We start from the raw sequence: 12,840 nt of genomic DNA on the forward strand, positions 1-12,840 counted from the left end.
GGTTATTCCTGCGGGATGCCGAGGGCGGCCGCAGGGTATTGCATGGTCAGGCAGTGCAGGCTGCCCCCCTGGCGAATGATCGTCCGGCAGTCGATCTCCACGATCTCGCGTCCCGGAAAGGCCTCGGCGAGCCGGTCGCGGGCGACGGCATCGGCGGGGTCATCGTAGACTGGCAGGAGTACCGCACCGTTCAGAATCAGGAAGTTCGCATAGGTGGCGGCCAGCCGTCGGCCGTCCTCGACGATGGGTGCCGGCCATGGGAGCGGGATCAAGCGGTATGGTTCGCCGGAGGTCTGGCGCAGGGCCCGGAGTTCCTGTTCCATCGCCTGCAGTTCGGGGTGATGGGGGTCCTGCGGATCGTCGCACTGGACGTAGGCGATCGTATCGCGGGCACAGAAGCGGGCCAGCGTGTCGATATGGGCATCCGTGTCGTCGCCCTCCAGCTGCCCGTGTTCCAGCCAGAGGATCCGCTCCGCACCCAGCCATTCGCCGAGGCGCTGTTCCAGCCCGGTGCGATCCAGATCGGGGTTGCGGGTGCTGGAGAGCAGGCAGCGCGTTGTAGTGAGCAGTGTGCCGGCGCCGTCGGATTCGATCGACCCGCCTTCGAGGATCAGCCCGGTGGGTTCCGGTACACAGCTGCCGAATACGCCCTGGCTGGCCAGGGCCCGAGTGATCGCATCGTCCAGATCGGCGGGGTATTTGCCGCCCCAGCCGTTGAAGGTAAAGTCCAGCAGGCGTGGCTGATTGCCGTCGAATACCGTGATGGCGCCATGGTCGCGCGCCCAGGTGTCGTTACTCGAGGCCAGGGCAAACCACAGCCGGTCGGGCCGGATGGCGGTTTCGGTCAGGAAGCCGGAGATCTCCTCGATGTGCTCGGGATCGCGCGCGACGATGATGACCGGCTCGTACTGGCTGATGCTCGCGGCAATGGTGGCAAATACCGGGTGCACCTGATCCAGGACCGGTGCCCAGTCCGTGGCGTCATGCGGCCAGGTCAGCTGGATCGCACCCTGGGGCTCCCACTCGGCGGGGAGGCGGCGTTTGGGCGGCACCGGGGTGGCGTCCCCGGTACTCATGGACGGTCGGAGCGGGATCCGTTGCGCACTGCGCTGTGCAGGACGTACTCGCCCTCGAAGAACACGGAGAAGTCGGCATAGTCCCAGCGCGTGATCGGCGGATCGCCCACGGTGGCGTGGCGTTGTTCCGGTTCGCCGTGCTGGCGGATGACCGCTGACTGGCTCTGACCACGGGTTGGGGCCCCTTCACGTTCCTTTACCGTGAAACCCCCTTCGGGGCTGCGCAGGATGTCGGCCGAGGCGGTGGCCATGGCCCCGGCGAAAAGCGCCAGCACAAGGGCGCTGGCCGCGGCGCGCACGGTGCTGCCCCGGCGTGCGCCGGACTTCGAGGTGGGGTTCGCTGCGTTGCATTTCCCTGGCATGGCCAACTCTCCGTTTGCTGGATGGCTCCATGGTAGCGTCAACCGCGACGCCATGCCTCCCCCGACGCGTCCCCTATAGGCGCGACCCGGTATCTCTGGCATGCTTTCGCGATGTTTCGCCCCCTGACCCTTGCCATCGGCCTGCGCTATACGCGTGCCAAGCGGCGTAACCACTTCATCTCGTTCATCTCGGTGGTGTCGATCATCGGGCTGGTGCTCGGCGTGATGGCGCTGATCACCGTGTTGTCGGTGATGAACGGGTTCGAGCGCGAATTGCGCGAGCGCATCCTGGGGATGGCCTCGCATGCGACCATCGGTGAGGCCAACGGAGGGCTGCGTGACTGGGAGCGCCTGCAGCGCGAGGCGCCGGACATCGATGACCGGGTGGTGGCCGCGGCCCCTTATGTTCAGGGCGAAGCGATGCTGAGTGCGCGCGGGAACATCTCCGGGGCGCTGATCCGCGGTGTGGAGCCGGAGGCGGAGGAACGGGTGGCGCGCATCGGTGAACACATGATCCGGGGCGAGCTGGGGAGCCTGGAGGGCGGTCGCTACCGCGTCGTGCTTGGGCGCGAACTGGCGGCGGAACTGCGTGTGCAGGTTGGCGATTCGATCATCCTGATGGCTCCCCAGGCCTCGGTGTCGCCGGCCGGGGTGATGCCGCGCATGCGGCGCTTCGAGGTGTCCGGCCTGTTCGAGGTCGGCATGTATGAATACGACCGGGGGACTGCCTTCATCCATCTGGAGGATGCCCAGGCGGTGTTCCAGATGGGCGATCAGGTTACCGGGCTGCGGCTGCGGCTGACCGACATGATGCAGGCCGGGGTGATTGCACGCGACGTCGCGGCGCAGCTGGACGGGCTTTTCCGGGTGTCCGACTGGACCCGTCAGCACGCGAATCTGTTCCGCGCCATCCAGATGGAGAAGATGGTGATGTTCATCATCCTCTCGCTGATTGTGGCGGTGGCCGCCTTCAATATCGTCTCGACCCTGATCATGCTGGTGACCGACAAGCAGGGGGATATCGCGATCCTGCGAACGCTCGGGTTGTCGCCCGCAGGCATCATGGTGATCTTCATGGTCCAGGGGGTCGTGATCGGGGCGATCGGCATCCTCCTGGGCACCGCGGCCGGGGTCGCCCTGGCGTCCAATATCGATGTCGTCGTGCCCTTCATCGAGCGGCTGGTGGGCGTCGAATTCCTGTCCGCTGAGGTCTATTACATCAGTGATTTGCCATCTGAACTTAAACTGTCGGATGTTCTCCGGGTCGGCATTCTGGGCTTCCTGCTGACGGTCGTGGCCACACTATTCCCGGCCTGGCGCGCGGCCCGTACCCAGCCGGCGGAGGCGCTGCGCTATGACTGACCGCGAGACCCCGGTCCTCGAGGCCTTGGGCGTGGAACGCCGTTTCCGCGACGGCAAGCTGGATGTGGCCGTGCTGACCGGGGTCGATTTCGCCCTGCAGCCGGGGGACCAGACCGCGATTATCGGCGCCTCGGGCAGTGGCAAGAGCACGCTGCTGCACCTGCTCGGTGGTCTGGACCGCCCGACCGCCGGCGAGGTGCGCTTGCTGGGCACGGACTGGACCCGCATGAGCGAGGCGCGGCGCGGGCATCTGCGCAACCAGCATCTGGGGTTCGTTTATCAGTTCCACCACCTGTTGCCGGAACTGACGGCCGCCGAGAATGTGGCCCTGCCACTGCTGATCCGGCGGATGTCCAACCGCAAGGCGCGGGAGGAGGCCCGCCACTGGCTGCAGCAGGTGGATCTGGGCCACCGCCTGGAGCACAAGCCTTCGGAGCTCTCCGGTGGCGAGCGTCAGCGGGTCGCGATCGCCCGTGCGTTGGTCACCCGACCCTCGGCGATCCTGGCGGATGAGCCGACCGGGAACCTGGACCAGGAGCGGGCAGCGCAGGTGTTCGAGCTGCTGCGCGCGATGAATCGCTCCACCGGCACCGCGCTGGCCCTGGTTACCCACGACATCACCCTCGCCCGCGAGCTGGACCGCTCGGTGCAGCTGGTCAAGGGACACCTCGAGCCGGAGGTCTTCGACGGCCAATTGGCGGCGGTCCACGAATAGGCTCCCGTGCAGCGCGCATCCGCGCGCCTGGCAGCATCCGACCCTGAACGGGCTCGGTTGATCAGCCCAACGGTGGTTGCTTCTTGTTCGATTTTTCCTCTTCGCTGCGTTCCGCGGCTTCGCGTTCCGCCAGTTCCTTGCGCAACCGCCGCAGATAACGGCGGCTGCGCACGCGCTGGACCACGTTCAGCCGCCACAGGAAGCGCACGAGCAAATAACCCGACAGGCTCGCGACCGAGCCCAGCAGGACGCTCCCCAGGAGCAGGGGCTGCCAGATGGTCAGTAACTCCGTGCTGAACCACTCCCAGCTCCAGTCCAGGCGGATATCGCGACGGGGTTCGTCCAGAAGCTTGCGCCCGATCGTGTAGGCCGTATACAACATGGGCGGCATGGTGATCGGGTTGGAGATCCAGACCAGGATCACCGAAATCGGCAGATTGACGCGGACGATAATGGCCACGGCCGCCGCGATCAGCATCTGCATGGGCAGTGGCAGGAAGGTCACGAAGAGCCCCACGGCAAACGCACCAGCCACGGAGCGGCGGTTCAGATGCCACAGATCCGGCGACCCCAGGCGCGGCCCCAGCGGGGCGAGCGCCTTGTGCCCACGCATGCGCTCCATGCCGGGAAACATCTTCTTGATGATGTGTCTTGCCATGTTCCGGGTTGCCGATGGTGCGCCTGGCGCGGGCTCGCGACCGCGCATGTGGGTTCCATTCTCGCTGATTTGGGCCGGCGAATGCCCGTGTCGCCCGGCACTTGGGTCTTGGGCCACGCAGTGGGCCGGGCGTTCAGGGCCTCAACGTGACCGCTTTCACCCTCGGACTTCTGGTCACGGCGTGGTGGCTGCACCGGGTACCGGAGCCGCTTCCGATGGCCCCGGGTCTGGTGCTCGCGCTGCTCGTGGTCACCGCGGGCGCCAGTGCCGGCCTGCGACGCTACGGCTACCGGGCCACTGTGCCATGGGCGATGGCGCTGGGTGGGGTGGTCGCCTGGGGGAGCGTCTCCATGACCGCGAGCATCTGGCTCGAGGAGGCCTTGGCGCCTTCGCTTGCGGGAGAAGAGGTCACCGTTCTTGCCACGGTCACCAGTTTGCCGGAACACGCCGGGCATCGCAGCCGGTTCCGGGTCACGGTGGAGGCGGTCATCGCGGGGCCGGAGGCATTCGCTGCCCGTGAGCTACTGGTGACGGCGTATCCGGCGCGGCCTGAGGTCGAGGCAGGCACACGCGGCCAGATGATCCTGCGCCTGCGCCCGGCCGAAGGGCCCGCGAATCCTGGCGGATTCGATCGCGCGGGGTGGTTTTACCGCGAGGGCCTGCATGGCTCCGCGACGTTGCTTGATCTGGAGTCGATCGGGAACGGAGTGCCGGCCGCACCGGCACGGCCCTGGCGGGCCGACTTGCACCGCGTCCGCGGCTGGCTGCGCGGGCGGCTGGAAGTCGCGGCCCCGGAGCTCCGCCATCCGGGGCTGGTGCAGGCCCTGGTGATTGGCGACCGTCAGGGGATGACCGCGCCGGAATGGCAGGCCTTTCTGCGCACCGGAACCAACCACCTGATGGCGATCTCCGGCTTGCATGTGGGGCTGGTTGCCGGTTTTGTCGGGTTGCTGTCGGGGTTGGTCTGGAGCGGTTTGTTGCCGCTGCAACGGGGTCTGCGGAAGGCGGCCTTCATGGCGCTGGCCGGTCTGGCGGGGGCTGCGGTGTATGCCGCGTTGGCCGGCTTCAGCATCCCGACCCAGCGGGCGTTGATCATGCTCGCGGCCTTCATGGCGGCCCTGTTGTGGCGCCGCGAGGCGTTCGCCTGGCGAGGTCTGATGCTGGCCGCGATCGCGGTCGTGCTGTGGCAGCCGACGAGTGTACTGGCCCCCGGTTTCTGGTTTTCGTTTGGCGCGGTCGCGGTCATTCTTCTGTTGTTGCAGGGGCGCTCGGGGCGTCCGGGCTGGCGCGAGGCGGGGAGTATCCAGGTGATGCTGGCACTGGCGATGCTTCCGCTCAGTCTCGCCTGGTTCCAGTTGGGTTCGTGGGTCGCGCCGGTGGCCAACCTGGTGGCAGTGCCCGTGATCAGCCTGCTGGTGCTGCCGGTGTTGCTGGTCGGGGCAGGGCTGGCCGCCTTGTGGGCCCCTTTGGGTCAGCCGTTCCTGCACGCGGGCGACGGCGTACTGGCTCTGCTCGTCGGGTTGCTGGATCTCCTGTCCGGATTGCCCGTGCTGGTGGACGAGCGGCGGGTCCCGCTGGCTGCGAGCCTGCTGGGCGGGCTCGCGGTGCTCGTGGCCTTGCAGCCGCGGCTGCGCCTGGGTGCCGTTTGGGTCGTGCTCGCAGGCATGGCGCTGGCCTTGCCCATGCGACCAGATATCGAGCCGGGTGCCGTGCACGTCCTCCTGATGGATGTCGGGAACGGGCAGTCGGCCTTGCTGCAGACGCGTAACCACAACCTGTTGTTCGATGCGGGTCCCGGGCGTGCGGGTGGCTACAGCGCGGGTGAGCAGATTGTGGTCCCGACCCTTCGGGCCGAGGGGGTGCGGCGGCTGGATCGCATGATCCTCAGCCACGAACACGCCGCGCACGCCGGAGGCAGCGCCGGGGTCCGGGATTCCATACCCGTGGTCGAGACCCTGCGACGGGTGCCGGCAGAGGCCGATGAGCGGGCGTGCGAGGTCGGAGAGCGCTGGGAATGGGACGCGGTGCGATTCGAAGTGCTGCACCCGCCGCCCGGATGGGATGGCAGCGCCTCGGCCTCCTGCGTGCTGGCGGTGGAGACGGCCGGTGGCGTCCGTCTGCTGCTGACGGGCGGGCTCGGAGGACTGGGCGAGGCAGTGCTGATGCGTGATGTGCTGGACGGGCGTGCCAGTGATCTTCTGGTGCTGCCGCGCGGGGCTGGCACGGGCAGCTTGAGCCGGGGCTGGCTGGTGGATGCGCCGCCGCGCATGGCCTGGGCGAGTACCGATGGGCGCGGGCGCGGTCTGGAGGGCGCTGTCCGCGAACGTCTGAAGGCGGCCTGTGTGCCACTGCAGGAGACCGGGCTGCATGGCGCCTTGCGCCTGGAAGCGAACTCTGAGCTGGAGGTGGGGCCCGGTCATCGGGCCCGCCACCGGAGGCTCTGGCAGCCTGCGCCCTGGCCACCCTTGCGCGGGCAGGAGGGTTGCACCCCCACGCCGACGGACGAGACACGCTGGTAGAATGACCGGATGAATCGCGAACATTCCGACACCATCCGTCCCATCCGCTTCCGCGAGGGCGCGCTCCAGTTGCTGGACCAGCGCCGCCTCCCGCAGGAGAGCGTCTGGCAAACCTATCAGGATGCGCCCGCCGTTGCCGTGGCGATCCGCGACATGGTCGTGCGCGGGGCGCCGGCGATCGGCATCACGGCGGCATTCGGTGTGGTGCTGGCTTGTCAGCGCGCGACAGGTCAGCACGACTGGCGTGCGCGGGTGGCCGCCGATATCGAGACCCTGCGCGGTTCGCGCCCCACAGCGGTGAATCTGTTCTGGGCGCTGGATCGCATGCAGGCGGTCGTGGTCGCCAGCGAGTCGGTGGATGCTGCCGTGAACGAGACCCGGGCGGTAGCCGAGCGGATGCTGGAGGCGGACATTGCCGGCAATCGGCAATTGGGCGCCCTGGGTGCGCAATTGATCGAGCCGGGTCGCGGCGTGCTGACCCACTGCAATACGGGTTCGCTGGCAACCGGGGGCTATGGCACCGCGCTCGGTGTGATCCGGGCCGCCTGGGATGCCGGGCGTATCAAAGAGGTGTTTGCCGACGAGACCCGCCCCTGGCTGCAGGGCAGCCGACTGACCGCCTGGGAACTGGTGCACGACGGCATTCCGGTGCAGGTGCTGTGCGAGGGTGCGGCGGCCAGCCTGTTGCGCTCCGGCCGGGTGGGCTGGGTGATCGTCGGGGCGGACCGGATTGCCGCCAACGGCGATACCGCCAACAAGATCGGCACCTATGGCCTGGCGTTGCTGGCGCGGGCCCACGGGGTGCGTTTCATGGTTGCGGCGCCCGTGGCGACCATCGACTTCGAGATGGCAGACGGATCGGGCATCCCCATCGAACAACGCGGCGAGGACGAGGTGCTGGCGCTGGCCGGCCAGCGTGTGGCCGCCGACGGTGCGCGGGGATACAACCCGGCCTTTGACGTGACCCCGGCGGACCTGATTGATGCCATCGTCACCGAACGCGGTGTGGTCGAGGCCCCGACGCGGGAGCGCCTGGCCACACTGCGCGAGCCCGCTGCCGCGGAATCCGCCACGACCGGGGCCTGACACCCGGGAAAATGGGGCCGGCACCGGCCGGTGTCGGGCCTGAGAGCCTCGGAGAACCGTTTTGAGGGGAGAAAAGGGCGCCCCCAGTGGTTACCCCTGTGGTATCATCGCGAGCTTGTTCAGACGGACGGCGTAACCCTCGATGGCTGAATTTGCCAAGGAAGTTTTTCCGGTCAATCTCGAAGACGAGATGCAGCAGTCTTACCTCGATTATGCGATGAGCGTAATCGTGGGCCGGGCCCTCCCCGATGTCCGTGACGGCCTCAAGCCGGTCCATCGCCGCGTGCTCTACGCGATGCGCGAGCTGGGCAACGACTACAACAAGCCGTACAAGAAGTCGGCGCGTGTGGTCGGTGACGTGATCGGTAAATACCACCCGCATGGCGACTCCGCTGTCTACGACGCCATCGTGCGCATGGCGCAGCCGTTCTCGATGCGCTACATGCTCGCAGACGGGCAGGGTAACTTCGGTTCCATCGACGGCGACTCGCCGGCGGCCATGCGCTACACCGAGGTGCGCATGGCGCGCATCGCGGCCGAGCTGCTGGCCGATATCGAAAAGGAAACGGTCGACTTTACCGACAACTATGACGGCTCCGAGAGCGAGCCGGCCGTGTTGCCGAGCAAGTTTCCCAACTTGCTGGTCAATGGTTCCGCCGGCATCGCGGTGGGGATGGCGACCAATATCCCGCCGCACAACCTGCGCGAGGTCGTCAACGCCTGCGTGGCGCTGATCGATGACCCCGACATCTCCATCGACGGCCTGATGGAACACGTGCCGGCGCCGGATTTCCCCACCGCCGGCATCATCAACGGCATCGATGGCGTGCGCGAGGCCTATCGGACCGGTCGCGGCCGGGTCCTGATCCGGGCGCGCTCGCACGTGGAGCCGCTGGAAGGCGGCCAGCGCGAGGCGATTGTCGTCACCGAGCTGCCCTACCAGGTGAACAAGGCGCGTCTGACCGAGAAGATCGCCGAGCTGGTGAAGGAAAAGCGCATGGAGGGCATCTCCGAGCTGCGCGACGAGTCGGACAAGGACGGCATGCGCCTGGTCATCGAGCTCAAGCGTGGCGAGATGGCCGAGGTGGTCCTGAACCACCTCTACATGCACACCCAGATGCAGAATGTCTTCGGCATCAATATGGTCGCGCTGGTAGATGGCCAGCCGAAGGTGCTGGATCTGCGCCAGGTGCTGCGGGCCTTCCTGCGTCATCGCCGCGAGGTGGTGACCCGGCGCACGATCTTTGATCTGCGCAAGGCGCGCGAGCGCGCCCACATCCTGGAAGGCCTGGCGATTGCGCTGGCCAATATCGATCCGGTGATCGAACTGATCCGTGCCGCGCCGAACCCGGCCGAGGCCAAGGCCGGGCTGCTGGCGCGCGCCTGGCCGCTGGGCGTGGTCAGCGACATGCTCGATCGCGCCGGGGCCAGTGCCTCGCGTCCCGAGGACATGGCGCCGGAATATGGCGTGAGCGAGGATGGTTATCGGCTGTCGGAGGCCCAGGCCCAGGCGATCCTGGATCTGCGTCTGCACCGGCTCACCGGGCTGGAACAGGACAAGATCCTCGACGAATACCGCGACCTTCTGGAGCTGATCGAAGACCTCCTGGATATCCTCGGGTCGGGCGACCGCCTGCAACAGGAAATCCGCAACGAACTGCTGGGGGTGGCCGAGCAGTTCGGCGACGAACGCCGTAGCGAGATCCGCGAGCGCCAGGCCAACCTGACGCTGGAGGACCTGATTGGCGAGGAAGACGTGGTCGTCACGCTTTCGCACGCCGGCTACGTGAAGTACCAGCCCGTGGCCGACTACCGCGCCCAGCGCCGGGGCGGTCGCGGCAAGGCGGCGACCAGCTTCAAGGAAGAGGATTTCATCGACCGGCTGGTGGTGGCCAATACGCACGACACGATCCTGTGCTTCTCCAGCCGCGGCCGGGTGTACTGGCTGAAGGTTTACGAGTTGCCGCAGGGGTCGCGGGCCGCGCGCGGCAAGCCCATCGTCAATCTGCTTCCGCTGGAAGCGGATGAACGCATCAGCACGATCCTTCCGGTGCGCGAGTACGACCCGGATCACTATGTATTCATGGTGACCGCGCAGGGAACGGTGAAGAAGACCCCGCTGACGGATTTCTCGCGCCGTCGCGCCTCCGGCATCATCGCGGTGGATCTGCGCGAGGGGGATCATCTGGTCGATGTCTCCCTGACCGACGGCACCCTCGACGTGATGCTGGTGACCACGGCCGGCAAGGCCGTGCGTTTCCACGAGAGCGACGTGCGCGCCATGGGGCGGACGGCCTGCGGCGTGCGCGGCGTGCGCATGGAGGATGACCAGCGGGTGATCGCGCTGCTGAATGTCGACGAGGGATCGGCGCTGCTGGCGACCGAACACGGTTACGGCAAGCGCACCCGTTTCGACGAATTCCCGGTGCATCGCCGTGGTGGCCAGGGCGTGATCGCGATCCAGACCGAGGGCCGCAATGGCCTGCTGGTCGGGGCAGCACGGGTGCTGGACGACGACGAGGTCATGCTGATCACCAATGGCGGGACGCTGGTGCGGACACCGATCGACCAGATTCCATTGATCGGTCGCAACACGCAGGGCGTGCGTCTGATCCGTCTCGATGAGGACGAAAACCTGGTCGAGCTCGCCCGGGTCGCCCAGTTGCAAGGCGAGGACGGCGTCGAAGACGATGAAGAGCCCGGTCAATCGGAAATCGGGACGGACCCGGAGACGGGTCCCGAATCCAGTGACGATGGAGAACAGGCATGACGCGAGTGATGAACTTCAGCGCGGGGCCGGCGGCCCTGCCTCAGGTGGTGCTCGAACGGGCGCGTGACGAGCTGCTGGACTTCCGCGGGTCCGGGATGTCCGTGATGGAGATGAGCCACCGCGGCAAGCCCTTCATGGCCGTGGCCGAGAAGGCCGAGCAGGACCTGCGTACGCTGATGGACATCCCCGACAACTACACGGTGTTGTTCCTGCAGGGCGGGGCGACCGGGCAGTTTGCCGCCATCCCGATGAACCTGGCGAATGGCCGGGGTATGGACTACATCGATACCGGGGCCTGGTCCGGCAAGGCCATCAAGGAGGCTCAGAAGTACGGGCCGGTGAATATCGTGGCCAGCTCGCAAGCGAGCGGGTACGACTCGATCCCGGATCGCGCCTCGTGGAAACTGGACCCGAACGCCGCCTACGTGCACTACACCCCGAACGAGACCATCGGCGGGGTCGAGTTTCCGGAAATTCCGGATGTGGGGGACGTACCGCTGGTGGCGGACATGTCCTCCACCATCCTGTCGCGTCCGATCGACGTCTCGAAGTTCGGCGTGATCTATGCCGGGGCGCAGAAGAACATCGGCCCGGCTGGCCTGACCGTGGTGATCGTGCGCAATGACCTGCTGGAGCGCGACAAGGGCAACGTGCCGGCGGTGCTGGACTGGGCACTGCAGGCCAAGAACGATTCGATGTACAACACCCCGCCGACCTTTGGCTGGTACCTGGCCGGGCTGGTGTTCGAATGGTTGCTGGAGCAGGGCGGTCTGGAGAGCATGGGCAAGACCAACCAGCGCAAGGCTGCCAAGCTGTACCAGTACATCGACAACTCCGCCTTTTATCGCAACCCGGTCGAGCCCACGGCCCGGTCGTGGATGAATGTGCCGTTTATCCTGGCGGACGATTCCCTCGACGGGACGTTCCTCAACGAGGCGGATGCGGCCGGCCTCTCCTCGTTGAAGGGACATCGCTCGGTGGGCGGGATGCGCGCAAGTATCTATAACGCCGTGCCGGAAAGCTCCGTGGATGCCCTGATCGATTTCATGGCGGACTTCGAGAACCGCCACGCCTGATCCTGTTGAATCGTGGTCGCCGGGCGTAACTACCGGGCCAGGAGGTCGTGATGTACCGAATTCAGACCTACAACAACATCGCCGTGCGTGGGCTGGACCGCTTCCCGCGCGACCACTACGAGGTCGCGTCGGACATCAACCAGCCAGACGCCTTGATGCTGCGGTCGTTCGACCTGCATTCGGTGGAGATCCCGGATTCCGTCCTGGCTGTCGGGCGCGCCGGCAGCGGGGTGAACAACATCCCGGTGGAGGCGCTGTCCGAGCGCGGGGTGGCGGTGTTCAATGCCCCGGGCGCCAATGCCAACGCCGTTAAGGAATTGGTGATTGCCGGTCTGCTGTTGGCCGCGCGCAATCTGTTGCCGGCGGCAGGCTATGTGCAGGGGCTGGACCCCACCAAGGAGGACTTCATGTCCTCGGTGGAGCACGGCAAGAAGAAGTTCACCGGCTTTGAACTGCCCGGCCGGCGCCTGGCTGTGCTCGGCCTGGGTGCGATCGGTGTGGGTGTGGCCAATGCCGCGCGGGCGCTCGGCATGGAGGTGGTGGGCTTCGACCCCAAGGTGACGGTCGAGAACGCATGGCGTCTGGACTCCGGCATCGAGCGCGCGCGCTCGGTGGAAGCCGCGATGGAGGGGGCCGATGCGGTCACCGTGCATGTGCCACTGACCGAGAACACCGCCAACCTGGTCAACGCGAAGAACCTGAGCGGGATGAATCCCGGGGCGATGGTGCTGAACCTGGCGCGCGAGGGCATCGTGGACGACGCCGCTGTGCACGAGGGGCTGGACGCCGAACGCCTGCACGCCTACATCACCGATTTCCCGGTGCAGGGCATGATGGGGCACCCGCGGGTAATCACCCTGCCGCATCTGGGGGCCTCGACGACCGAGTCAGAGGAGAATTGTGCGGTGATGATCGCGGATCAGCTGCGTGACTACCTGGAAAACGGCAACGTGGTCAATTCGGTGAATCTCCCGACCCTGGTGCTGGATCGCAAGGGAGACACCCGGATCGCCGTCGTCAATCGCAACCTGCCGGACCGGGTCGGGCGCATCTCGCATACCCTGGGTGAGTCCAACATCAACATCCTGCACTTGATGAACGACTCCCGCGGTGACATTGCGTACACCCTGCTGGATGTGGATGGCCAGCCGGACCAGGCGACCCTGGATGCACTGCATGAGATCGACGGCGTGCTGCGGGCGCGGGTGCTGTAGAT

The 12,840-nt window shown here is 66.8% G+C and carries 10 protein-coding genes; 7 read left to right on the forward strand and 3 right to left on the reverse strand.

Translation table 11 applies throughout. The features are described 5' to 3' along the window. Positions 1-2: 2 nt before the first annotated feature. Both F618_RS0104150 and F618_RS0104155 read right to left on the reverse strand, forming a co-directional pair. Entirely contained in the window at positions 3-1,076 is a 1,074-nt protein-coding gene (locus F618_RS0104150; protein ID WP_019567831.1) for an agmatine/peptidylarginine deiminase, read from the reverse strand. Further along, positions 1,073-1,438: a hypothetical protein gene (locus F618_RS0104155; RefSeq protein WP_018937610.1), complete on the reverse strand. Its 366-nt coding sequence runs from the start codon at positions 1,436-1,438 to the stop codon at positions 1,073-1,075. The genes F618_RS0104150 and F618_RS0104155 overlap by 4 nt, the downstream gene beginning before the upstream one ends. A gap of 111 nt (positions 1,439-1,549) precedes the next feature. Between F618_RS0104155 and F618_RS0104160 the strand changes: the two genes are divergently transcribed. Both F618_RS0104160 and F618_RS0104165 read left to right on the forward strand, forming a co-directional pair. Next, positions 1,550-2,800 carry a lipoprotein-releasing ABC transporter permease subunit gene (locus tag F618_RS0104160; RefSeq protein ID WP_018937609.1) on the forward strand — a complete coding sequence of 417 codons (1,251 nt, stop codon included), beginning with the start codon at positions 1,550-1,552 and terminating at the stop codon, positions 2,798-2,800. Continuing rightward, the gene (locus tag F618_RS0104165) at positions 2,793-3,515 is read left to right on the forward strand and encodes an ABC transporter ATP-binding protein (protein ID WP_018145717.1); all 723 of its coding nucleotides are present in this window, start codon (positions 2,793-2,795) and stop codon (positions 3,513-3,515) included. Before F618_RS0104160 ends, F618_RS0104165 begins: the two co-directional genes overlap by 8 nt. 61 nt (positions 3,516-3,576) lie before the next feature. Here the strand turns inward: F618_RS0104165 and F618_RS0104170 are convergent, their stop codons facing one another. After that, positions 3,577-4,173, reverse strand: coding sequence for a DUF2062 domain-containing protein (locus F618_RS0104170; protein WP_018145716.1), 597 nt, complete (start codon positions 4,171-4,173; stop codon positions 3,577-3,579). 215 nt (positions 4,174-4,388) lie between these two features. Between F618_RS0104170 and F618_RS0104175 the strand changes: the two genes are divergently transcribed. From F618_RS0104175 to F618_RS0104195, 5 genes are all read left to right on the forward strand, one after another. Next, the gene (locus F618_RS0104175; protein WP_019567832.1) at positions 4,389-6,692 is read left to right on the forward strand and encodes a DNA internalization-related competence protein ComEC/Rec2; all 2,304 of its coding nucleotides are present in this window, start codon (positions 4,389-4,391) and stop codon (positions 6,690-6,692) included. 9 nt (positions 6,693-6,701) lie between these two features. After that, on the forward strand, positions 6,702-7,778 hold the full coding sequence (mtnA, locus tag F618_RS0104180; protein WP_019567833.1) for an S-methyl-5-thioribose-1-phosphate isomerase: 1,077 nt from the start codon (positions 6,702-6,704) through the stop codon (positions 7,776-7,778). A gap of 142 nt (positions 7,779-7,920) precedes the next feature. Beyond that, positions 7,921-10,548 (forward strand): DNA gyrase subunit A, encoded by a 2,628-nt coding sequence (gyrA, locus tag F618_RS0104185; RefSeq protein WP_018937606.1) that lies wholly within the window; start codon positions 7,921-7,923, stop codon positions 10,546-10,548. After that, entirely contained in the window at positions 10,545-11,624 is a 1,080-nt protein-coding gene (gene serC, locus F618_RS0104190; RefSeq protein WP_019567834.1) for a 3-phosphoserine/phosphohydroxythreonine transaminase, read from the forward strand. The genes gyrA and serC overlap by 4 nt, the downstream gene beginning before the upstream one ends. 50 nt (positions 11,625-11,674) lie before the next feature. Continuing rightward, positions 11,675-12,838 (forward strand): 3-phosphoglycerate dehydrogenase family protein, encoded by a 1,164-nt coding sequence (locus F618_RS0104195; RefSeq protein ID WP_019567835.1) that lies wholly within the window; start codon positions 11,675-11,677, stop codon positions 12,836-12,838. The last annotated feature ends 2 nt before the right edge of the window (positions 12,839-12,840 follow it).

Source organism: Thioalkalivibrio sp. ALMg13-2, from assembly GCF_000381185.1.
Lineage (GTDB): Bacteria > Pseudomonadota > Gammaproteobacteria > Ectothiorhodospirales > Ectothiorhodospiraceae > Thioalkalivibrio > Thioalkalivibrio versutus.

Excerpts from the sequence above, each read along its gene's own strand:
- F618_RS0104150 (WP_019567831.1), bottom strand. The coding sequence starts at position 1,076 with ATGAGTACCGGGGACGCCACCCCGGTGCCGCCCAAACGCCGCCTCCCC.
- F618_RS0104155 (WP_018937610.1), bottom strand. The coding sequence starts at position 1,438 with ATGCCAGGGAAATGCAACGCAGCGAACCCCACCTCGAAGTCCGGCGCA.
- F618_RS0104160 (WP_018937609.1), top strand. The coding sequence starts at position 1,550 with ATGTTTCGCCCCCTGACCCTTGCCATCGGCCTGCGCTATACGCGTGCC.
- F618_RS0104165 (WP_018145717.1), top strand. The coding sequence starts at position 2,793 with ATGACTGACCGCGAGACCCCGGTCCTCGAGGCCTTGGGCGTGGAACGC.
- F618_RS0104170 (WP_018145716.1), bottom strand. The coding sequence starts at position 4,173 with ATGGCAAGACACATCATCAAGAAGATGTTTCCCGGCATGGAGCGCATG.
- F618_RS0104175 (WP_019567832.1), top strand. The coding sequence starts at position 4,389 with ATGGCCCCGGGTCTGGTGCTCGCGCTGCTCGTGGTCACCGCGGGCGCC.
- mtnA (WP_019567833.1), top strand. The coding sequence starts at position 6,702 with ATGAATCGCGAACATTCCGACACCATCCGTCCCATCCGCTTCCGCGAG.
- gyrA (WP_018937606.1), top strand. The coding sequence starts at position 7,921 with ATGGCTGAATTTGCCAAGGAAGTTTTTCCGGTCAATCTCGAAGACGAG.
- serC (WP_019567834.1), top strand. The coding sequence starts at position 10,545 with ATGACGCGAGTGATGAACTTCAGCGCGGGGCCGGCGGCCCTGCCTCAG.
- F618_RS0104195 (WP_019567835.1), top strand. The coding sequence starts at position 11,675 with ATGTACCGAATTCAGACCTACAACAACATCGCCGTGCGTGGGCTGGAC.